This is a genomic window from Serratia sp. AR11, from assembly GCF_056376275.1.
The window spans coordinates 2,341,997-2,364,056 of the sequence record NZ_CM150739.1 but is presented as its reverse complement, the minus strand read 5'-3'; the positions used below and the strand labels follow the sequence as shown (position 1 = coordinate 2,364,056).

Annotated in this window: 22 protein-coding genes; 16 read left to right on the top strand and 6 right to left on the bottom strand. The window is 56.9% G+C overall.

The genetic code is table 11. The features are described from left to right. Nucleotides 1-30: 30 nt before the first annotated feature. From rsmF to ACSOSI_RS11205, 5 genes are all read left to right on the top strand, one after another. On the top strand, nucleotides 31-1,467 hold the full coding sequence (rsmF, locus tag ACSOSI_RS11225; protein WP_476707079.1) for a 16S rRNA (cytosine(1407)-C(5))-methyltransferase RsmF: 1,437 nt from the start codon (nucleotides 31-33) through the stop codon (nucleotides 1,465-1,467). Nucleotides 1,468-1,744: 277 nt separating this feature from the next. Next, nucleotides 1,745-2,284 (top strand): Csu type fimbrial protein, encoded by a 540-nt coding sequence (locus tag ACSOSI_RS11220; RefSeq protein WP_476707078.1) that lies wholly within the window; start codon nucleotides 1,745-1,747, stop codon nucleotides 2,282-2,284. Between the two features lie 2 nt (nucleotides 2,285-2,286). Continuing rightward, complete coding sequence (locus ACSOSI_RS11215) at nucleotides 2,287-2,790, top strand: Csu type fimbrial protein (RefSeq protein ID WP_012144849.1); 504 nt, start codon at nucleotides 2,287-2,289, stop codon at nucleotides 2,788-2,790. Between the two features lie 5 nt (nucleotides 2,791-2,795). Then, nucleotides 2,796-3,344 carry a Csu type fimbrial protein gene (locus ACSOSI_RS11210; protein WP_026142340.1) on the top strand — a complete coding sequence of 183 codons (549 nt, stop codon included), beginning with the start codon at nucleotides 2,796-2,798 and terminating at the stop codon, nucleotides 3,342-3,344. A gap of 23 nt (nucleotides 3,345-3,367) precedes the next feature. Continuing rightward, nucleotides 3,368-4,132, top strand: a complete 765-nt coding sequence (locus tag ACSOSI_RS11205; protein WP_115184809.1) for a fimbrial biogenesis chaperone — start codon at nucleotides 3,368-3,370, stop codon at nucleotides 4,130-4,132. A gap of 3 nt (nucleotides 4,133-4,135) precedes the next feature. On the opposite strand, the gene ACSOSI_RS11200 is transcribed toward ACSOSI_RS11205, so the two are convergent. Then, complete coding sequence (locus tag ACSOSI_RS11200; protein ID WP_017892606.1) at nucleotides 4,136-4,285, bottom strand: hypothetical protein; 150 nt, start codon at nucleotides 4,283-4,285, stop codon at nucleotides 4,136-4,138. Here ACSOSI_RS11200 and ACSOSI_RS11195 point away from each other — a divergent pair. From ACSOSI_RS11195 to ACSOSI_RS11185, 3 genes are all read left to right on the top strand, one after another. Next, nucleotides 4,284-6,632, top strand: coding sequence for a fimbria/pilus outer membrane usher protein (locus ACSOSI_RS11195; protein ID WP_476707077.1), 2,349 nt, complete (start codon nucleotides 4,284-4,286; stop codon nucleotides 6,630-6,632). The genes ACSOSI_RS11200 and ACSOSI_RS11195 overlap by 2 nt on opposite strands. A gap of 18 nt (nucleotides 6,633-6,650) precedes the next feature. Continuing rightward, nucleotides 6,651-7,583 (top strand): Csu type fimbrial protein, encoded by a 933-nt coding sequence (locus ACSOSI_RS11190; RefSeq protein ID WP_261277031.1) that lies wholly within the window; start codon nucleotides 6,651-6,653, stop codon nucleotides 7,581-7,583. Nucleotides 7,584-7,720: 137 nt separating this feature from the next. Continuing rightward, complete coding sequence (locus tag ACSOSI_RS11185) at nucleotides 7,721-7,960, top strand: YebV family protein (RefSeq protein ID WP_012144844.1); 240 nt, start codon at nucleotides 7,721-7,723, stop codon at nucleotides 7,958-7,960. A gap of 56 nt (nucleotides 7,961-8,016) precedes the next feature. Here ACSOSI_RS11185 and ACSOSI_RS11180 read toward each other — a convergent pair whose 3' ends face one another. Together ACSOSI_RS11180 and ACSOSI_RS11175 are read right to left on the bottom strand one after the other, a co-directional pair. Next, the gene (locus ACSOSI_RS11180) at nucleotides 8,017-8,619 is read right to left on the bottom strand and encodes a C39 family peptidase (RefSeq protein WP_261098626.1); all 603 of its coding nucleotides are present in this window, start codon (nucleotides 8,617-8,619) and stop codon (nucleotides 8,017-8,019) included. Nucleotide 8,620: 1 nt separating this feature from the next. Continuing rightward, nucleotides 8,621-9,013, bottom strand: coding sequence for an ASCH domain-containing protein (locus tag ACSOSI_RS11175; RefSeq protein ID WP_012144842.1), 393 nt, complete (start codon nucleotides 9,011-9,013; stop codon nucleotides 8,621-8,623). 328 nt (nucleotides 9,014-9,341) lie between these two features. Here ACSOSI_RS11175 and yniD point away from each other — a divergent pair, with 328 nt between their 5' ends. The 3 genes from yniD (at nucleotide 9,342) to ACSOSI_RS11160 (ending at nucleotide 10,178) form a co-directional block, all read left to right on the top strand. Next, entirely contained in the window at nucleotides 9,342-9,449 is a 108-nt protein-coding gene (yniD, locus tag ACSOSI_RS11170; protein ID WP_012144841.1) for a small membrane protein YniD, read from the top strand. 18 nt (nucleotides 9,450-9,467) lie between these two features. Next, entirely contained in the window at nucleotides 9,468-9,605 is a 138-nt protein-coding gene (locus ACSOSI_RS11165) for a hypothetical protein (RefSeq protein ID WP_017892602.1), read from the top strand. 363 nt (nucleotides 9,606-9,968) lie between these two features. Next, nucleotides 9,969-10,178, top strand: a complete 210-nt coding sequence (locus ACSOSI_RS11160) for a hypothetical protein (RefSeq protein ID WP_012144839.1) — start codon at nucleotides 9,969-9,971, stop codon at nucleotides 10,176-10,178. A gap of 266 nt (nucleotides 10,179-10,444) precedes the next feature. Here ACSOSI_RS11160 and ACSOSI_RS11155 read toward each other — a convergent pair whose 3' ends face one another. Continuing rightward, nucleotides 10,445-11,788: a 2-hydroxycarboxylate transporter family protein gene (locus ACSOSI_RS11155; protein WP_476707076.1), complete on the bottom strand. Its 1,344-nt coding sequence runs from the start codon at nucleotides 11,786-11,788 to the stop codon at nucleotides 10,445-10,447. A 487-nt stretch (nucleotides 11,789-12,275) separates the two neighbouring features. Between ACSOSI_RS11155 and pckA the strand changes: the two genes are divergently transcribed. Continuing rightward, nucleotides 12,276-13,895, top strand: a complete 1,620-nt coding sequence (gene pckA, locus ACSOSI_RS11150; protein WP_112363163.1) for a phosphoenolpyruvate carboxykinase (ATP) — start codon at nucleotides 12,276-12,278, stop codon at nucleotides 13,893-13,895. Nucleotides 13,896-14,019: 124 nt separating this feature from the next. Here the strand turns inward: pckA and ACSOSI_RS11145 are convergent, their stop codons facing one another. Together ACSOSI_RS11145 and ACSOSI_RS11140 are read right to left on the bottom strand one after the other, a co-directional pair. Beyond that, a complete protein-coding gene (locus ACSOSI_RS11145) occupies nucleotides 14,020-15,270 on the bottom strand; it encodes an allantoate amidohydrolase (protein WP_476707075.1) in 1,251 nt (416 codons plus the stop codon). After that, nucleotides 15,267-16,646, bottom strand: coding sequence for a dihydroorotase (locus ACSOSI_RS11140; protein ID WP_476707074.1), 1,380 nt, complete (start codon nucleotides 16,644-16,646; stop codon nucleotides 15,267-15,269). The genes ACSOSI_RS11145 and ACSOSI_RS11140 overlap by 4 nt, the downstream gene beginning before the upstream one ends. A 174-nt stretch (nucleotides 16,647-16,820) precedes the next feature. Here ACSOSI_RS11140 and ACSOSI_RS11135 point away from each other — a divergent pair, with 174 nt between their 5' ends. From ACSOSI_RS11135 to ACSOSI_RS11120, 4 genes are all read left to right on the top strand, one after another. Continuing rightward, a complete protein-coding gene (locus ACSOSI_RS11135; protein WP_476707073.1) occupies nucleotides 16,821-17,717 on the top strand; it encodes a LysR family transcriptional regulator in 897 nt (298 codons plus the stop codon). Nucleotides 17,718-17,931: 214 nt separating this feature from the next. Then, nucleotides 17,932-19,023 (top strand): DUF917 domain-containing protein, encoded by a 1,092-nt coding sequence (locus tag ACSOSI_RS11130; protein WP_476707072.1) that lies wholly within the window; start codon nucleotides 17,932-17,934, stop codon nucleotides 19,021-19,023. Continuing rightward, nucleotides 19,020-20,672: a urocanate hydratase gene (locus ACSOSI_RS11125; protein ID WP_476707071.1), complete on the top strand. Its 1,653-nt coding sequence runs from the start codon at nucleotides 19,020-19,022 to the stop codon at nucleotides 20,670-20,672. Before ACSOSI_RS11130 ends, ACSOSI_RS11125 begins: the two co-directional genes overlap by 4 nt. Further along, nucleotides 20,672-22,015, top strand: a complete 1,344-nt coding sequence (locus ACSOSI_RS11120) for an MFS transporter (RefSeq protein ID WP_476707070.1) — start codon at nucleotides 20,672-20,674, stop codon at nucleotides 22,013-22,015. Before ACSOSI_RS11125 ends, ACSOSI_RS11120 begins: the two co-directional genes overlap by 1 nt. Nucleotides 22,016-22,060: the final 45 nt, after the last annotated feature.

Below are 22,060 nucleotides of genomic sequence, written 5' to 3'. Positions count from 1 at the left end.
TATTTTGATAGCTGCCAGAGAGCTCACCCCGTGGCCAAACCCGCCTGCGTTTTTTTGCCGCCCGCCTTTCTCGAGGCGACGCGCGCCATCATGCCCGCCGACCTGTCGATGGACGATTTCATTGCCGCCTGCCAGCGCCCGCTGCGCCGCAGTCTGCGGATTAATACGCTAAAAATCAGCGTCACCGACTTTCTGACGCTGGTGCAGGATTATGACTGGCGTCTGGAGCCCATCCCCTGGTGCGCGGAAGGCTTTTGGATCGAACGCGGGGACGAAGAACTGCGGCTGGGCAGCGCTGCTGAACACCTGAGCGGCCTGTTTTACATTCAGGAGGCCAGCTCAATGCTGCCGGTCAGTGCGCTGTTCGCCGGGGCCGAAGCACCAAGCCGGGTACTGGACGTAGCGGCCGCGCCAGGATCCAAAACCACCCAAATTGCGGCGCTGATGAACAATCAGGGCGGCATTGTCGCCAATGAATACTCCGCCAGCCGGGTCAAGGTACTGCACGCCAACATCAGCCGCTGCGGCGTGAAAAACGTAGCGCTGACCCACTTCGACGGCCGGGTGTTCGGCGCTGCGTTGCCGGAAAGCTTCGACGCCATTTTGCTCGATGCCCCCTGCTCTGGCGAAGGCGTGGTGCGAAAAGATCCGGACGCCATGAGTAACTGGTCACCGGAAAGCGTGACCGCCATTGCCGACACCCAGCGCGAACTGATCGACAGTGCCTTCCATGCTCTGGCGCCCGGCGGCGTGATGGTTTACTCCACCTGCACGCTCAACGCGCAGGAAAACCAACAAATCGTCAACGGGCTGCTGGCGACCTACGGCGACGCGGTCAGCATTGAACCGCTGGGTGACTTGTTCCCCGGTGCTAAACAGGCGTTAACCGCCGAAGGTTTTCTGCATGTGTTCCCGCAAATCTACGATAGCGAAGGCTTCTTCGTGGCGCGGTTGCGCAAGCACCACTCCGTCCCCCCGCTGGCAAAGCCAAGCTATAAGCTGGGCAAATTCCCGTTCACTCCGCTTTCCGCTAAGGATTCGGCCGAGATCGCTCAGGCCGCAGCGGCCTCCGGATTAGCCTGGGATAAAACCAGCCGTCTGTGGGCTCGCGATAAAGAAATCTGGCTGTTCCCTGCCGAGCTGGAAGCGCTGGTTAATAAAATTCGCTTCTCGCGTATCGGGCTGAAACTGGCCGAGCGTTTCACCAAAGGCTACCGCTGGCAGCATGAAGCGGTTATCGCGCTGGCGGTTGCCGACGGCAAACAGCGTTTTGAACTGGACGCCACGCTAGCGCAAGAGTGGTTCCACGGCCGTGACCTCTACCCGGAGCCACCGCCGCAGACCGATGAATGTATTGTCACCTACCAGCAACAGCCGCTGGGTATCGCCAAACGCATCGGCAGCCGGATCAAAAACAACCTGCCGCGCGAACTGGTTCGTGACGGCGTGTTGGATTTCCATCAATAATCCCCTGTCACTGGCCGGAAAACTCCGGCCAGTTAATACTGCTAATAATATTCCGACAGGAGAATATTATTATTCTAATCATTTTCCCCTCAGGGTATTTTCGTCCCTTCCATTGAGAAGATAACGACGCCTTTCAAAATAAAGAAAATTTTCAGCCTCCCACCAAGACAATTCCGGGTTCTTACTCTATTAATTAAACTGTAAATACATTAATGCGTTTATCCATTTCCGGATGGCGTTTTTTGGGGCTCACCTTTAACACGGCAAGGAAAAAGACATGAAAAAAATTCTGATGGCATTGACCTCGGCAGCCACCTTGCTGTGCGCGAATGGTGCAGCCAACGCAGCTGGCACTATTCAGGGTAACCTCGGGGTAACCTTAACCATTGGCGCAGGTTGCGTGGTCGGCGGCGGTAACAGCGCGGGGAGCGCCAACGACTTTGGCTCTATCGACTTCGGTACCTATTCTTCCCTGTCCAACATTATCGACGCCAGCGCAACCGGTTCCGGCGGTGCGGGGACTTTGTCGCTGACCTGCACCACAGGGACCGCCTACACCGTGGCATTAAACAACGGTTTGCATGTAGGTGCCGGTAACCAGCGCCAAATGGCCAGTACGGCGGGTTCCTTTATCAAGTACAACCTCTACCAGGATCAGGCCCGCGCTACCACCTGGTCCAGCGGTGCCAACGCCCTGACCGGCACAGGTACTGGCGCAGCGGTTCCGTTGATTGTCTATGCCCGTGTCCCGGCGGCGGTCACCACGCCCGATCCTGATACCTACAACGATACGGTGACCATGACGGTAACCTGGTAACAGTGCGGCAGGTTGTTTTGGGCTGTGGATTGCTGGCGTTAAGCCTGGCGGCGAATGCCGATAGCAAAACCGCCACTATTGGCGTCAGCGCCACCTTGTTGAAGGCATGCGAAGCCGGCAGCAGTTCGGGTGGCAATGTCAGTTTCGGCTCACTGGACTTCGGTACGGTCTATTTCCTCACCACCAGTGTCAGCGTAGCGGGTCAGCAAAACGCCGGAGCCATTCGCGTCAAATGCAACAATGGCACCAGCTACAATGTCCTGCTTAACGGGGGGCAAAGCGGCAACACCGCTGCCCGCTATCTGAAAAGCGCCGCCGGCCAGCAGGTGAACTACAACCTGTATACCAACAGTTCGCACAGCATCATCTGGGATAACCTGACCGGGGTGTCGCAAACCGCCAACGGTCAGGACAACTGGTTACCGGTGTACGGCATGATCCCGGTGCAATCCACCCCGCCGATCGGCAGCTACACCGATACCGTGCAGGTCACCATCAATTGGTAATGGCAATGCGTATTTTAAGCGGTGGTTTACTGCTCTGGATGATAACGCCACCGGTATTGGGCGACACCGGCGTCAACGATCAGCAAAAGACCCAGGCAATGACCGTCAATGCGACGGTGGTTAAAGGCTGCATCCTGGGTAGCGGCAGCAGCGACGTCACCACTTTCGGCAACCTCAGCTTTGGTCAGGTCTCTTCGTTAGCCAGCAACATCAGCATTGTTTCCAGCTCCGGGGCCGGTTCCGTGCTGTTTCGCTGCAATCCTGGTCTGAGCGTCACGCTGGCGCTTGGCATCGGCAACAACGTCACCGGCTCCATCTCCGCCGGACGCAAATTAAAAAACACCCTGACCCCAGAAACCCTGATTTATCAACTCTATCAGGACAGTAACTATTCTACCATTTGGGGCGATGGCACCAACGGCGGCAGCACCGAGATCGTCGCTGCCACCGGTAGCACCCAGGAAATAAAAGTTTATGCCCGTTTGTTCTCGACCAGTACCCTGCCCACCAGTGGCACTTACAGCGATACGGTCTTACTGACGGTCACTTATTAGTATTTTGAAATAAGGATTTAGCCATGCGTATACCCTTCCGACTGCCATTGACGGCAGCGCTGCTGATTGTCGGCCAACAACAGGCGCTTGCCGCCGCCTCGATCCTGATTTGGCCCATTGACCCGGTAATTGAAGATCAACAGCCTGCTACGGCACTGTGGCTGGAAAACCGCGATACCAAACCCGTCTATATGCAAGTTCGCGTACTCGGCTGGAAACAAACCGCCGGCAAAGACGATTACAGCAACCAGAGCGAAGTGATCGCCAGCCCGCCGGTAGCCTCTATTGCCCCAGGCAAACGCCAACTGATCCGGCTGGTTAAGCAAACCCCGCCGCCTGCCGGCCAGGAGCGTGCCTACCGTATTCTGATTGATGAAGTCCCGGTGAAAGATTCAGGCAACCCATCCGCACCAGATGGCGCACAAATGGGATTGAAATTCCAGATGCGCTATTCGGTACCGCTGTTTGTCAGCGGCAAGGGCGTCTGGACCAAGCAGGACTCAGAGAAACCGCGCGATTATGCCACCGCCAGTCAACCGCAACTCAGCTACCGGCTGTTGCAGCAAAGCAGCCAGCGCTGGCTGGAAGTACGCAACCAGGGCACGGTGCACGCGCGCATCTCCAAAGTGACGATGCAGGGGAAAACGCTCAATGCAGGCCTGATGGGTTACGTGTTACCCGGCTCGCAGATGCGCTTTGCCATACCGGCCTCTGGCAGCTTCAGCAGCGGTCAACTGCAAGCCACGGTCAACGACAATAAACAGCCAATAACCCTGCCTGCTTACTGAGTGTCAGGTGCCGTTAACCAGGATAGCGTCACCCAGGCGTAACGGGTTCGGGCTCAAACCGTTAGCCTTCGCCGTACTCTGCGCAGTGGCCACACCGTGGTCACCGTACGCCTGCGCCGATGATTTACCGCCCCCGCCCAGCGCCATCAGCATGCCGGACACCACTTTGTATCTGGAGCCGGTGGTCAATGGGCGTCAAACCGGAAAAGTAGTACCGGTCAACTACCGAGGCGGCCACTATTACCTTACGCCGCAGCAGTTGCTCGATGCAGGCCTGCCGGTGGCGGATAAACAGGCGAAAGAAATTGCGGTCGACCAATTGGAGAAAGTAGACGTCACCTACAGCGGCGACACCCAGCAGTTGATGATCAACGTCCCCAACGACTGGTTACCCAATCAGAAATTCAACGCTCAAAACCCGCTGGATCGCCTGCCGGCACAAAGCAGCCTCGGTCTGCTGTTCAATTATGATATTTATGCCAGCCAAAGCAGCGCCAACGGCCAGCCGGGCTATCTTTCCGCCTGGAGTGAACAGCGGCTGTTCGACGGCTTTGGCGTGGTGTCCAACACCGGTATTTTCCGCGGCAGCTTTAACGACGGTGCCAACAACAGTGACCAGGGCAACCGCTATATCCGCTACGACAGCCAGTGGCGCTATAACGATGATGAACGCCTGCTCAGCTATACCGCCGGCGATCTGGCCACCGGCGCTCTGACCTGGAGCAGCTCGGTGCGTATCGGCGGCGTCCAGCTGGCACGTAACTTTGCCTCGCGCCCGGATCTGATCACCTATCCGCTGCCGCAGTTTTCCGGCCAGGCGGCGTTGCCCAGCAGCGTCGATCTGTATATCAACAGCTATAAAAACAGCAGCACCAGCGTTAACCCTGGCCCTTTCACCCTCAATACCGTGCCCTACATTAACGGCGCCGGGCAGGCCACGGTGGTGACTACCGACGCGCTGGGCCGCCAGGTCAGTACCGTGGTGCCGTTTTATGTCGCCAGTAATCTGTTGCAGGCCGGCATGAGCGATTTCAGCCTGTCCAGCGGCGCGTTACGGCGCAATTATGGTATTAATTCAGCCGATTATGGACAGTGGGTGGCCAGTGGCAGCGGGCGTTACGGTGTCACGGACTGGTTAACCCTGGAAGGTCGAGCAGAAGGAGCCGCAGAGTTGGCGCTGGGCGGCGCAGGGGCCAATATTCGTGTTGGTCAGTGGGGGGTATTCAATGCCTCTTACAGCTACAGTCAGGCCGGCGAAAATGCCTTTAACGATTATCAACCTTCGCAACAACCCAACTACTACGATCCGCTGACCGGTCAACCCATCACTCAGCCCGATCCGCAGCCGGTCTATCAGTACAGCACCAACCATGGCGATCAGAGCAGCATCGGCTACACCTACAGCAATCGCTATTACAGCCTGAATGCCCAGCGCATTCTGCGCAGTGCGGGCTTTGGCGATATTTCGGTGTATAAAAGTGACTATCGCCTGAGCCGCCGTACCGATCAACTGACCGGCAGTATTGGTCTGAACCGATTCGGTAGCATCGGTGCCGGCTATTTCGATGTACGCGATGCCATTGGCCTGCGCACTCGCCTGGTTAACTTCTCTTACAGCATTTCACTGTGGCGCAATACCAGCCTGTATGCGTCAGTAAACCGCGAAATCGGCAGTAGCGGCTACAGCGCCCAGCTGCAACTGTCTATCCCCTTCGACAGTTGGGGGACCGCCAGCGTCAGCGCCTCTCGTGACAATGAAAACCGCTGGAACCAACGCGTCAGCTACAGCCGCGCCGCGCCGACCGACGGCGGTTTGGGCTGGAACCTGGCCTATGCCGATGGGCAAAGCAGCGAAAGCTACACCCAGGCCGATATTACCTGGCGCACCCGCCTGCTCGAAGCCCGCGGCGGGATGTACGGCAACAGCGATGATTACACCCGCTGGGGCGAAGTGAGTGGTTCGCTGGTGGCAATGCAAGGCGATCTGTACGCCACCAACACCATCAACGATGCTTTTGCATTGATCTCTACCGACGGCTATCCGGACATTCCGGTACGCTATGAGAATCAGTTAATCGGCGTGACCAACGCCAAAGGCTATCTGCTGGTGCCGACCGTCACCTCCTATTACCACGCCAAATTCCAAATCGATCCGCTCAATCTGCCGGCGGACGTGGCGCTTCCCAGCGTGGAGAAAACCGTGGCGATCCGCGATCACAGCGGCTTCCTGGTCGATTTCCCTGTCCAGCCGATCTCCGCCGCCGACATCAAACTGGTCGACGCCCAGGGGAAACCGCTGGCCAACGGCAGCGAAGTCGCGGTTATCGGTAGCAAGCAGCAAAGCTACGTCGGTTGGGATGGCATGGTTTATGTGGATCCGGTGCAACGGCAAAACCGCCTGAGCGTCATTCCGGCCGACGGCAGCGCCCCCTGTCAGGCGCAATTTAGCCTGACCAAAACCCAGGGGATCCAAAGCATCGGCCCCATTGTTTGCCAGTAATTCATGATGGAGAAAAATATGATTAGTGGATCCAAAGCGTTATTACTGGCGCTGCTGCTGCTCATCGGCCGACAGGCGCTGGCCGACTGCACCACCGCCAACGGCAGCGTCACCTTGCCAGGCAGCAGTACTTTCGCGGTTTACAATGGCTCGCTCAGCGCGCAGGGCACTGCCGGACTCAACTGCAGCGGCCTTGGCCTGTCATTGCTGACGCAAAATACCGTGACGGTAAAGATTAACTCCACCACGCACAATATGGCGCTGGCCAATACCGACGGTTCCGGCGATACCATTCCCTATCTGATTTACCCCGATGCGAATTACCAATATCCCTATAGCGTCGGGCAAACCATCGATTACAGTTCATTGAATCTGCTGACGCTGATCCTTATCTCCCCAAACGTCAACTTTCCGCTGTATATCAAGACCACCGCCGGGGCTAACGTCCGTTCCGGCACCTATACCGATACCGTCAATCTGGTATGGAACTACCATATTTGCGGCCTGGGTCTGATTGGCTTGTGTATTTGGTGGGATGGCACCAATAAGCCCAGTACCGTAACCATTAGCCTGACGCTCACCAAAGACTGCCTGTTCGGCACCGCGCAAAACGTCAACTTTGGCAGCATGGCGCTGGTCGGGCAGTTTAACCCGGTGAACCAGAGCATCACCCTCACCTGTACCAAAACCGAGGGCTACAACACCTACTTTACCGACGGAAATAACCCGGTGACCGGCTGGCGACGCATGAAAAGCGGCACCAGCAACTATATGCAATACCAAATTTACCTGCCCAACAGCACCACGGTATGGAACAGCACCAACAAGCAAGCCGGGGCGGGTACCGGCTTGGCACAAAGCATTCCTTACCTGGCGCGAATCAACCCGGCGCAAACCGAAGTACCGGTAGGAACCTATCAGGACAACATCAGTTTTGTGGTGGAGTATTAAGCCCGGCCGCTAGCCACGGATTGCCAATGTTGCCAGCTTGTATTTTTTATGTGGCATTTTTTGCTCATTTGACTATGCTGATGATGACGGCCTCAACTGGTCACACCTCATACCAGCAGATCAAGCAAGGAGTTCCAATGGGCAAAACCGTGGTAAAAATAGGCAGTTTCGAGGTCGACGATGCACATTTGTCCTCCTCGCCCGAGCAGGCCAGTACGCTGGCGATCCCTTGCAAGTCGGATCCCGATCTGTGCATGCAGTTGGACGGTTGGGATGAGCACACCAGCATCCCGGCGATACTCGATGGCAAGCAATCGCTGCTGTATAAGCAACATTACGATCGGCAAAGCGATGCCTGGGTGATGCGATTGGAATGAACGATGACAAACTGAAGAACGCGCGGTGTCCCCACAGGAGCACGGCGCGTTTTTTTTTATCTGATGGCAATACCACGACCGGCGAAGAAACGACCAAAACTGCTCAGCGGCAAAGTCACCTGTTGGCGCGTAGCCGGGCTGTCACCGGAAGGATTATGGAAGGTCACACCATTGCCCTCAACCGCGGTAACCAATACCAGATGGCCGCCCCGCTGCGGTGGCGTCTGTTCGGGCCGGCGAATGCCGGGATGTACCGAAGCGATAAAATAACGCCGCTGCGCCAGTAACTGCGGCAACGTTTCTACCTCAACACCGACCCGCACCTCGGCCTCCAGCGCAAACTGCTCACGCACATAGTCGACAAATGGCGCGTAAATCAGCCCTTTGATACGCTCACCTTCCCGCACGTAAGCACCGTACGGCAAACTGCGGCGTGCCAGTTCCAGCAGTGGCGGCGCATCCCCGTCGCGATGGGTCAGCACCATTTTCAGGCAGGCCATGCCACAGACGTGATTGGCCCACTCGATATATTCCGCCCGATCGCGTGCGCCACTGAGCGCCCAGTTGGCATCATCGGCCAGCGTCGCACGACCGGCAATCAGCGCCGCCGCCAGTTCGGGCGTCGCCCATTGACAGACGTAAGGGACCGAGGAGCTCAAATCAGAAAGTCTCGGCCACTTTGAAATTCATCAGCACCAGCGTCATATCCGGTGAGAACAGCTCATATTCTTCGAAGAAGCTTTGCAGCTCTTTGCGCCAGTAGGCCAGGGAACGGTCACCCTCACCTTCAGCAAAAGCATGGGCTTCATCAACCTGATCGTAGGTTTTCATTTCGACCGACGTCAGCTCTACCGCACACACCGGGTTGCCTTTACCATCAACCACTACAAACACATCACCGGCCAGCGGGATACCTTCACCGTCAAGATTGGCACAGGTGGCCGTCTTGGTACCGTTGAGGATCAGTTTGACCACCTCATCGGCTTGTTGCTCGGTGTTGCCAAACGCCCAACGTTCGGTGTTTTCGTATTTCTTCGGAATTTCGTTCGCCATTGCCATACCTTATTGAATGAATCATTGTGCAGACAGAATAGTACAACGTATTCCCCGCTGCCTGCACCTGCCGAATTCACCCTCAATCTTCTAATCCCGCAGCTTTACAGGCTATTTACGGTAAATCCCTGTGCCTATGTCGGGACAACAGGCATACTGTGAACGCAATTTACTCCATGGCTATCAGCCCGGCGGCAAAATGAAGCATGACGACCAAAATTCCGATGACACCTTCAGCGCCTTATTAAAGGTGCTGGCAGTGGTGGTGATTGCTATCTTTATTATCGCCGTCTGGTATTTCATCTGATCGGCAAAACAGGAGGTCACATTGGCAACCAAACGCATGCGTACCAAGCACTGGAAGATGTTTTTGATACTGTTGCTGATCTGTCTCGCACTGCTGTTATTGCGCTGGGCGGCGATAGTCTTCGGCTAATGGCAGGGAGCAAAACAGATGGCAAAACGAAACGGCAACGGGGTACAGATCGCCTTACTGCTACTGGCGCTGGTGATTTTGGTCTGCGGTATTTTAATGATCACCACTGAGCTGGGTCATCAGGTACTCGAAGAGATCGAAGATATTCTCGAATAACACCAGTCCGGCCGGATACTGGCTCACATCACCTTATCCTCGTTCCGCGGGTTGTTTGGTTTCCGGTTCCAACAGCTCGCGCAAATAGGCAATCCGCGCCTCTCCTTGCGGTAACCACAGACGACACAGCCACTGTGGCACTTCTGCCGGCTGGCTCCGGCGATGGTACCTAGCCAGTTGTTCAATCAGTCTCATCATTCACCCTCCACAGTTTCGACACTGTCAGTATTGGGTGAAAAAACCAGAAGAAATACTGATGGCTTATCTTTTATGCTTCCTGATTTAATATTGTGCGATCGGTACGGTGGCGAACCCCAGGCTCAACTGCTACATTGACCAAAAATCACCCAGCCGAGGTAAACGATGATGTTCTCGGAGCAGGAGATAAAACCCGTGTGGGACGAAGTGGCTCGCTTGATCGGCGACAGCGTGATGCAGTTACGCCATCGTGGCGAGGTTTTATCGGTAGAAACGTTGGCGAAACATCTGGCGCAGCAACTGGCCGACAGTCACGATATTGAACGCCGGATCCTGATTGGTACCGCGATCAACATGCTGAAAGATGGAAAATGAATCGCCAACCGGAAAGGTTGGCGATTCTGCAGAAGCCCGAGGTATGCAAGCCCGGCCTTCTGTGCGCAATTATGTCAGGCTAACATGACGGAATTAATAGGAATTGTCGGGTTTTTCCTCAAAATACCGAATTTTTATTGCCATCTGGCCTCAAGCCAGCACGAAATCACTGGTTTCCAGCGGCTGCCCCACCACTTTCACCAGGAAATCGCTAGCGTCAAACCCACCGCCCAAATCCACCCCGGTATCCATAATTCAGTCTGGACTCAGATTAAACAACCCAACAATAGCGTGGCGCCAATCACTGTGGACGCACCGCCGATACGGGTGGCGATTTGCGCAAACGGCATTAACCCCATACGGTTGGACGCGGATAGGATCGCCACGTCGCCAGTCCCACCTAACCCACTGTGGCAGCAGGTGACGATCGCCGCTTCAACCGGGTACATTTTCAGGTATGGCGCAATCAGGAAGCTCACCAGCCCCATCGACAGCACCACCGAACCGCAGACCACCACATAGCCTACCGAGAACACCGCCACCACGCTTTCCAGCGGTACGTACAGCATGCCCAGGCCAATCATCAGCGGCCACACCAGCGCGGTTGAAACAAACTTATAAAAACTGTGCGCACCGGTTTCCATTGAGGTCGGGATCACCCGGCAATATTTGCACAGTACCGCAAACAGAATCATCAGCACCGGGCCGGGAATGTGGACGATGTGTTCGAACAACCCACCGACGATAAAGAAGGCGCAGATCACCAGCAGCCCGCCGCCCATCAGTTGGAAATCCACGTTGCCGGTGCTTTCCTTGATGGCAAACACCGCGTTGTCCTGCGCCGACCGGATCAGCATACCGTCACCGCTTAGTGCCTTGCGCTTCATCCCCAGACGGGCCAATACGCCTGCCGCCACAATGGCGAAGATATTGCCCAGCACCGCCGCCGGTGCCAGTTGCGCCACGTACACGTCCGGCGTCGATCCAAGGATTGCTGAATAAGCCAGCGACAGCGGTAATATGCCCTCGCCGATACCGCCACCGATAATCGGCACAATGATAAAGAAGAAGGTGTGATAGAAGGTAAAACCAAACAGTTTGCCCACCAGCAGCCCGGTCACCACCGCCGTCACCGTGCCGACCACCAAAGGCACGAACATGCGGATCATGCCCTGGATCAGGATCACCCGGTTCATGCCGAGAATGCTGCCGACCACCAGGCTGGCGATAACAAAATACAGCAGGTTGGCGTCTTTCATCAGCAGATGAACGGTACCCATCACGTTCGGCTGGAAGAAATTAAAATAAACCAGCACCGAAGGCACCATCAGGCACAGAATCGCCGGCCCACCGATATCACGCAGCACCGGAATACTTTTGCCCAAATGCGCCAGCGCAAAACCCAGCGTCATAATCACCGCCAAACCGCCGATCATATTCTTTGGCAAGAAGTTGGCATAAGCCGAAATGGCAACAATGGCACAAATGGTAATAAACAACGCCACCGGCACGGCACCGATATTCATTTTCCGGATTTGATTAATCAGCCCTGATGAATCAGGCGACAACGCCTGTTTATCACAGGCCATTTCTGCATTTATCTGTTTCATTGTTCACCCTGCTGACAAGTGTTCAGTACGGAGCGGATCGCCCATCGATTTATGAAATAACTTAAACGGTTAAAAAATTCCATCATAAAACGATGAGGGGTTTTATTATTTATAATTAATTAAAATAGTAGACAGCCATGACGATATGATAAAAAATAAAAACACCAAACTAAATTCCGCCTTATTAATCCAATATTGTGAACTTCCACCGATGTTGGTTATAATTAATTATCGTCAGCGTTTTGTAATTAAAATAATCAGGCTTGAATTCGCTGCTATGCTATAGATGGAAGTAAAAATCCGTGCGTTTATTAATGAGAACCGGAGCGGTAATTAGCTGAATCCGGTCAGCTGTACCCGAGCCTGCCCATGCACGCGGCACCGTGCAGAAAACAGGCAATAATATATGCCCCATGGCTTTCAGATTGTCGCCGACAGCGCGGCAGCCCGAAAGTCTGCAGGCATAGAACTAATAAGGAAGTAGGATATGTCTTCAATCGCGATTACCCCACAAACACTGGCCCGTTACGGCATCCATCAGGCTACCGAAATCGTCCATAACCCAAGCTACGAGCAACTGTTTACCGAGGAAACCCGTGCCGACCTGCCGGCACTGGAACGCGGTACGGTAACAACGCTGGGCGCGGTCAACGTCGATACTGGTGAATTCACCGGCCGTTCACCGAAAGATAAATACATCGTGCGTGACGACACCACGCGCGATACCGTCTGGTGGTCCGATAACGGCACCGGCAAAAACGACAACCAACCGCTATCGCCAGAAGTCTGGCAGCATCTGAAAACGCTGGTGGGTAACCAACTTTCCGGCAAGCGTCTGTTTGTGGTGGACGCCTTCTGCGGCGCCAATGCCGACACCCGCCTGAAGGTGCGTTTCATCACCGAGGTGGCCTGGCAGGCGCACTTTGTCAAAAACATGTTTATCCGCCCGACGGATGAAGAACTGCAGAATTTCGAACCAGACTTCGTGGTGATGAACGGGGCCAAATGCACCAACCCGGACTGGCAACAACAGGGGCTGCATTCAGAGAACTTCGTTGCCTTTAACCTGACCGAACGCATCCAGCTGATCGGCGGCACCTGGTACGGCGGCGAAATGAAGAAGGGCCTGTTCTCAATCATGAACTACCTGCTGCCGTTGCAGGGTATCGCCTCGATGCACTGTTCGGCCAACGTCGGCGAACAGGGTGACGTGGCGGTGTTCTTTGGCCTGTCAGGTACCGGTAAAACCACCCTCTCCACCGATCCCAAACGTCAGTTGATCGGCGATGACGAACACGGCTGGGATCATGACGGCGTGTTCAACTTTGAAGGCGGCTGCTACGCCAAGACCATCAAACTGTCGCCGCAGGCCGAACCTGAGATCTATCAGGCCATCCGTCGCAACGCACTGTTGGAAAACGTGCAGGTGCTGGCCGATGGCAGCATTGATTTTGATGACGCCGGCAAGACTGAAAACACCCGCGTTTCCTACCCGATTGAGCATATCGATAACATAGTCAAGCCGGTGTCCAAGGCCGGTCATGCGAAGAAAATCATCTTCCTGACGGCGGATGCCTTTGGGGTATTGCCGCCGGTATCACGCCTGACGCCGGAACAGACTCAGTACCACTTCCTGTCTGGTTTTACCGCCAAGCTGGCCGGTACCGAGCGCGGCATCACCACGCCAACCCCAACCTTCTCCGCCTGTTTCGGCGCCGCGTTCCTGACGCTGCACCCGACGCAGTACGCCGAAGTGCTGGTGAAACGTATGGAAGCGGCCGGAGCGCAGGCCTATCTGGTGAATACCGGTTGGAACGGCAGCGGCAAGCGTATTTCCATTAAGGACACGCGCGGCATCATCGACGCCATTTTGAACGGGGAGATTGAACACGCCGAAACCTTCACCTTGCCGATCTTTGGCCTGGAAGTCCCGACCGCGCTGCCGGGAGTTGACCCTTCCATTCTCGACCCGCGTAAAACTTACGCGGACGAATCGCTGTGGCAAGAGAAAGCTCAGGATCTGGCGCAGCGCTTTATCGATAACTTTGCCAAATACACCGTGACACCGGCAGGTGAAAAACTGGTCAGCGCCGGCCCCAAGCTTTAAGGCTGCTAGGCCTGGTGGTTAAATTGTAGGGGCGCTGCATGCCGCGCCCACTTGCATATTGGGACGAACATGTGCGTCCCCTGCAACCGTTTGTCAGCACTCAAGGGGGCCATAGGCCCCTTTTTTACGCCAGTTGTGTATCCAGGTTGATCAGCGCCTGCGCCAGCACTCTGGCACCATCGGCCAATTGCTGCTCGGTAATCGACTCCTCCGGACAGTGGCTACGCCCGTTCAGGCAGGGAATAAACACCATTCCCACCGGTCCGGTAGACGCCATGTATACCGCGTCATGCCCAGCGCCACTTGGCAACCGACGGCTGGCCAGTCCCAGCGACTGCGCTGCACTATCAATCGCCTGCATCACCCTTTCCGCGCAGGCCGTGGGCCGTGCCCGGCTGACATGCTGCAATTCCGTCTGCAAGCCCAGACTCTGCAAGCGTGACAAACAGTTTTCCAGCAGCAATTCGGGGAAACTGTCCAGCACTTGCTGGCTGTCGCTGCGCACCTCAAGCATCAGTTCCACCCGGCCCGGTACCGCGTTGGGCACATTGGGCGTCATGGCAATCCGCCCCACGGTCGCTACCACATAATGCGGATTACCACTCTGCAGCGACGCTGCCATATGAGCCTGTTCTATTACCTGCGCTGCGCCCACCAGTGCATCGCGACGAATATCCATTGGCGTGGTACCGGAGTGATCCGGCTGGCCAAAAACCGTAACCAGGACTCGCCGAATACCGACAATGTGCGTCACCACGCCAATCGGCAATTGCTGACGCTCAAGCACCGGCCCCTGTTCGATATGCAACTCAACATAAGCGGCAGTGCCGCCGGGCAAGCGCAGCGGCTGGTTCAGTTTTTCTGGTTGAGCACCAATTCGCGTCATCGCCTGCGCCAGCGTTTCACCCTGCGAGTTCTTGGCCGCCAGCATGCCGCCGTCCAATTCCCCACTCAGCGCCCGGCTGCCAACACAGGAAATACCGTAATCGCTCGGCTCCTCAGACAGAAAATCGATCACCTCAAACGGATGCTGCAAACTGATCGCCTGCTGATGCAGGCTGTGGGCGATCTCGATGCCCGCCAGCACGCCGATAATGCCGTCGTAGCGACCGCCGCCGACTACGGTATCGCAATGCGAACCGGTAACAATCGGTGCCAAATCCTTACGCAGCCCGGCGCGGCGGCCGATCAGATTGCCGCCCTCGTCCAGCGTCACCGTCAGCCCGGCCTGCTTCATTTGTTCCGCCAGCCAGACTCGTGCCTCGCTGAACAACGGCGTAAAGGCGCGGCGTGTCCAGGGCACCTCCGGCAGCGTCATCTGCGCCAGATGGTTGACCCTGGCCCACAAACGCTCACTATTGATTAATTCGGTCATTGGCCTTCCCCTTGAGCGGCATGCGGGCGCAGAAACTGACCGGCACCCGGCGAATTAACTATCTGGCCGTTGGCGAATACCGCCTGGCCGCGACAATAGGTGGTTTCCACCCGTACGCTGAATTCCATTCCCTCAAAGGCGCTCCACTTCACCGCCGACAGGCTATTGGCCGGATCAAAGCGGTAATGTTCAGGTTTCAAAATAACGAAGTCGGCATCCATGCCGATATCAAAGCCCCCTTTGCGATCGTCGAGCAAAAAATGACGTGCCGGATTGCGACACAGCAGTTGCGCCACGGTGGTCGGCGCAATGCCATGCTGCTCACACCCGGTCCACAGGGCCGGTAACAACGTCTCCAGCCCCGGTCCGCCGGAGGCGTTTTTAAACACGTTGGCGTCCCCTTTGCGTTCCAGCCCCCAACTGACGTGGTCGGAAGAAACAAAAGTGCAGTTGCCCTGCGCAATATGGCTCCACAGCAGTTCGGTTTCCGCTTTCGGACGTATCGGTGGATAGTGCTTGGTCTTGGCACCAAACTGGCGCGTATGCTGTTCGTGGTTAAGCATCAGGTACTGTACACAGGTCTCAATGCTGACCGGATAGCCGGCTTGCTGATACATGCGGTACAGCTCAAAACCGCGTGAGGTGGAAACGTGAACCGCATGGGCACGCGCACCGCTTTCTGCCCCCATCTCATAGATCAGCGCCGTCGCCAGATTTTCGATCAGCGGCGTGTGGGCGCGCATAAAGGCATCCCAGCCGGTATCACCCGCCTCTGTCATCCGCTGGATATTCTTGCGCGTCAGTTCCTGCATCTGGTTGTGTACCGCACAGGCCAGTCCGGTTGGGGCGATCAACTGAAAAGCGTGCATCAGGTCGTCTTCATCTACCCGCGGGAAACGGCCCGGCGTAGCTTCAAAGGTAGAAAACTTGAAGGCGCAAACCCCGCCCTCGATCAGACCCGCAGCGGCGTCAAAGCCGTAGGTTGGGTTTAGGGTGCCAAATAACGCCACATCGACATGACAGTCACGCTCTACCTCGGCAATTTTGGCCTCCAGCAGGGCGCGGCAGGCCACCGGCTGCGGATCGTCATAAGGCATATCGACCATCACCGTAATGCCGCCCGCCGCTGCCGCCCGCGATGCCCAGCCCAGGCCTTCCTGATTGGCCTGGCTACCCGAATGCACCTGCCCGTCAATCACCCCCGGCAGGATCCACTTGCCATCGGCGTCGAGCACCTGTTCCGCCTCGGGTGCCGCTCCGCTGCCGCTGCCAATGATTTTGCCGCCGGCGATCGCCAGCCAGCCGTCAGGGGTCACCCGCTCGGCATCCACCAGGTTGCCCCTGACCACCAGCTCTGGCCGTTGACTCAAATTCATAGCGCCTCCCCTTATTTCAATTCGCCCAATAACTGCATAAACATGCGCAGTTCTCAGCTTTTCAATCGGCCAGTTGTGCCGATACCAAGGCCAGTGTAGGGTGAGGCTATCTATTCTGTCTTATGCTTGTTTATCACTCATGCATAACAAAATGTTAACCATTGTGGAGGGCGCGTGCGTTTAAACCTCAAGCAAATCGAAGTGTTCCGCGCCATCATGCTGACCGGTTCCATCAGTGGCGCCGCCAAACTATTGCATGTGTCGCAGCCCGCGGTATCAAGGTTGATCGCCTATACCGAGCAACGGTTAGGCCTGACTTTGTTTGAACGTATCAAGGGGCGGCTGTACCCAACGCCCGAGGCGCGCCATCTGTTTGTCGAGGTCAACTCGGTGTATCAGGGGGTGCAGCGGGTTAACGAAGTGGCCGAAGATTTGATCCAAAACCGTATGGGCCACCTGCGCATCGCCTGCAGCCCAAGCCTGGGCCAGGGCCTGATCCCCAGCGCCATCGCCAGGTTCCACGCACAGTTGCCCGAGGCGCGGGTAATTTTGCACACCATGATCCCGGACGTGTTGCTGCAGGCGGTACTGACGCAGCAGGTCGAGCTGGGGGTGGCCTTTCTGCATGAAGGTCATCCGAATGTGCATTCGCGCCAGCTATACGAAAACCGGCTGGTGGTGGCGCTGCCTGCCACTCACCCACTGACCGCCAAAAACGTGATTAGCATCGAGGATTTGATCGACCAACCCTTTATCGGCTATGGCAGCGAGATCCCGATTGGTCAACTGGTGCGCAAGCTGCTGGATGACGCCGATATGATCCTGCGCCCTACCGTCGAGGTACAGCAGATCCACGTAGCCTGTGCTCTGGTGCAGGCCGGTGTGGGCATCGCGCTGATCGACGAAATCACCGCCAACGGCCCGGTATGGACCAAAGTAGTTTTCCGGCCGATAGAACCCACCGCCAAAACCCCCATCAGCATCGTGCATGGTATGTACGAACCCCTGTCACGCCTTGCCCAGGCGTTTATCGCCACCCTGGAGTCGGTGCAGATCCACTGGTCGCGCTAAGCGGTTTTGCCCCTCTCTGTTACGCCGCTATCCAGCGTGATGGTGATTGAATTCATTCACCCACCAAATGGGTTAACATTTTGTTATATGCAGGTGATAAAAAGTAATGCGACATTTTGCCTGACCGCCCCCTAGTATCGAATTCCGGTAGCGCAACTATTCACAGATTATTCATTCAAGCGCAATCTCACCGATACTTTCAGGAGCACAGACCATGGGGCGTGTTTTAACACTTAATGATGTGGAGGCCGCGGTAAAAGGCGGTTCGGTATTTGCCTGCGGCGGCGGCGGTTGGGTGGCCCACGGCCTGGAACTGGGACGACTGGCGGTGACCATAGGTCGCCCGGAGCTGGTCAGCCTAGACGAATTGGCCGATGACGCCTGGGTAGCCACCGCAGCTGCAATTGGGGCTCCCGGCGGTTTGACCGACTGGCAGATGCTCGGCGTCGACTACGTCAAGGCGGTGCAACTGGTGCAGCAAGAACTGGGCGCCCCAATCGCCGGGCTGATAGTTGGCCAGAACGGTATGTCCAGCACTCTCAACGGCTGGCTGCCTGCCGCAGTGCTCGGTTGCAAGGTGGTCGATGCGGTCGGCGATCTACGTGCCCATCCGACCGGTGATATGGGCTCCATTGGCCTGGCTTCCAGCCCGCAGCCGATGATCCAGGCCGCCGTCGGCGGTAACCGCGCCAATAATGCCTATATCGAGCTGGTGGTAAAAGGCGCTACGGCCAAAGTGTCACCGGTGCTGCGCAAGGCGGCCGACATGTCCGGCGGCTTTATCGCCAGTTGCCGTAACCCGATCTCGGCCGCTTATGTACGTCAACACGCGGCAGTGGGGGGTATCAGCCAGGCGATCTCATTGGGCGAAAGCATTCTGGCGGCGCGGGGCAACGGCGTGGTTGATGCCATCTGCCGTCATACCGGTGGCCGGATTATTGGCAGTGGCGTGGTCACAGCCAACAGCCTGCGTTATACCGAGGAGGCGTTTGACGTCGGCATTGTGACCCTCGGTCGGGGTAATGACCTGCGCCGCATCCATATCATGAACGAACACATGGCGGTGGAAGATGCGCACGGTGGGCGTATCGCCAGCTACCCGGACGTGATCACCACACTCGACACTGCCGGTAATCCAATCAGCGCCGGGCAACTGAAGCCAGGCATGGAAGTGGTGATTTTCCATATGCATCACTCGCAGTTCCCCCTCTCGTCGTCGGTCACCGATCCGGCGGTCTATCCCCCGGTGGAGAAAACCCTGGGTATCGATTTGCGCAGTTACCTGCCAGCAGGAGATGCCGCATGAAAAGAACCTTTGCAGTGACCTCTGGCAGCACGCTGCGCTGCCTTGGCTGGCGGCAAGAGGCGCTGCTGCGCCTGCTGGAAAACGTGCTGGCGGTCGGTGAAAACCCGGATGAACTGGTGGTGTACGCCGCGCTGGGCCGTGCGGCGCGCGACTGGCCGTCACACGATGCCATCGTTCACGCGTTAAAAACCATGCGCGAAGACCAGACCTTGCTGGTGCAGTCCGGCAAACCGATTGGCCTGCTGCAAACCCACGCCAACGCCCCGCTGGTGATCATGGCCAACTGCAATATGGTCGGCCAATGGGCGAAGGCGGAAAACTTCTACCGCTGGGAAAAGGAAAATCTGATCTGCTGGGGCGGCCTGACCGCCGGAGACTGGCAATATATCGGTTCACAGGGGGTGATCCAGGGCACCTATGAAATTTTCTCGCGCATCGCCGAACGGCATTTCGACAACGATCTGTGCGGGCGATTTATCCTTACCGCCGGTCTGGGTGGCATGGGCGGCGCTCAGCCGCTGGCAGGCACCCTGGCCAACGCGGCAATTCTGACCATCGAGGTCAATCAGGCCAGCATCGACAAACGGCTCAAAAACGGATTTTTGCAGCACCAGGCGGCCGATCTCGATCAGGCCCTGGCGATGATCGCCGCCGCTCAACAGCGTAAGGAAGCCCTTTCGGTCGCGTTGCTGGGCAATGCCGCCGAAGTCTACCCGGCAATCCTGGCGCGTGGCGTGATCCCGGATATCGTTACCGACCAGACCGCGGCGCATGACCTGGTGTACGGCTACGTCCCCGCCGGTTACAACCTTGAGCAAGTAACCCGGCAGCGCGAGGAAGACATCAATGCGCTTATGGACGCGAGTCGCCGCTCTATCGTTCAGCATGTACAGGCAATGCTCGGTTTTATGGACCATGGGGCGGTAGTGTTCGACAACGGCAATTTGATCCGCACTCACGCCCATCAGGGCGGCGTTGAGCGCGCATTCGAAATTCCCATTTTTACCGAGGCCTTCCTGCGACCGCTGTTCTGCCGCGCCATCGGCCCGTTCCGCTGGATCGCCCTGTCCAATAACAGCAACGATATTGGCGTCATCGATGACTACTTGCTCGAGCGCTTTGCCGACAACCGCATCGTCAGCAACTGGATCACCCTGGCGCGTCAGCATGTGCCGTTTGAAGGCTTACCGGCGCGTATTGCCTGGCTCGGCCACGGTGAACGCACCGAGCTGGCACTGGAGGTCAACCGCATGGTGGCAGACGGCCGCCTGTCCGGCCCGATAGCCTTTACCCGCGATCACCTCGACGCCGGGGCGATGACCCACCCGAATATCATGACCGAAAAAATGAAGGATGGCTCCGATGCGATCGCCGACTGGCCGCTGCTCAACGCGCTGGTCAACTGCGCCTCAATGGCCGATTTGGTGGCGATCCACTCCGGCGGCGGCGGTTATAGCGGTTACATGACCAGTTCCGGCGTCACCACTATCGCCGACGGCAGTGAGGCGGCGGCACAACGCTTGCAACTGTCGATGACCAACGACACCAGCATCGGCGTGATGCGTTACGCCGATGCCGGTTATCAGGAGTCTCTGGACGAGATCGCTGACAAGTCCTTGCCCTATATATCACTGCCTCGCGGAGAATAATGATGAATAAAAGCACGGTTCCGCCCATCGCCCCTCTGCTGGTCGCCGATTCCGCCGTCACGCCACGTAAAAACAGCGGCCGCAAAGCGATTGCCGCCGCCTCTGTCGGCAACGCGCTGGAATGGTACGACTTCTCGGTGTATGCCTTTTTCGCGGTGTATATAGCGCAAAACTTCTTCCATCAGCACGATGCGGGTACCCAACTGTTTGAGGCCTTCCTGGCCTTCGGTCTCGGTTTTGTTATTCGCCCGCTCGGCGCTTTGGTGATCGGCGCTTATGGTGACCGGGTCGGCCGTAAGGCAGCTCTGACGCTCACCATCATGACCATGGCGGTCGGCACCGCCATCATTGCCTTTGCGCCGCCGTACAGCGCTATCGGCATCGGTGCGCCGCTGCTGATCCTGTGTGGCCGGGTACTGCAAGGCTTTTCCGCCGGGGGCGAAGTGGGTGGCGCAGCGGCATTTTTGATCGAGCACGCCCCGGCGCATCAGAAAGGCCAATACGCTTCATGGCTGCAGGCCAGCATGGGCATCTCCAATATCCTCGGCGCTCTTGTGGCAACGGCGGTCACGCTGACGCTCAGCCATGAACAGATCGGTGACTGGGGCTGGCGCATCCCATTTATCATTGGCCTGTCAATCGCGCCGATTGGCCTGTGGATGCGTAAAACGCTGGAAGAAACGCCACTGTTTGCTGAAGAACAGGCACGACAAAAGCGGGAGCCACACACGCCGGAAATGCCGTTATTGCTGCTGTTCCGTACCCACCGCCGTGCGGTGCTGCTCGGCACCGGGCTGTCAATCTTGTGGGCGGTAAGCATTTATGCGCTGATTATTTATATGCCGATCTATGTTCAACGAGTGATGCACTTTGAAAGCCACCAGGCGTTTTTGGCAGCGCTTGTCGGCAACTGCTTTATGGTGGTGGGCTGCGTGGCGGCCGGGACCTGGTCGGACCGTATTGGCACTCTGAAAATCTTGCGGGCCGGAGCGCTGTTGCTGCTGGTCGCCAGCTACCCATTGTTGCTGTTGCTCGATGCTTACCACACCACCGCGATGCTGATCCTGGTGCAGACCCTCTTTTGCATGCTGGTGTCGCTGTTCGTCGGCGTGGCACCTGCGGCGTTGTCTGAACTTTTCCCCACCCAGGTGCGAGCCAGCGGCATGTCAGTGTCCTATAACCTGGCGGTGACGGTGTTCGGTGGCTTTGCCCCGGCGATCCTCACCTGGCTGACCCAGAATACCGGTACCCGTTTTGCACCGGCCTGGTACGTGATGATTGCCAGCCTGCTGGCCTTGATCACCCTGTATTTTATCGCCCGTCACCCGGTGCGGCAGCCCTGAACACAGCGTTATCACAACATCATAATAATCAATAACAAGGGTTCA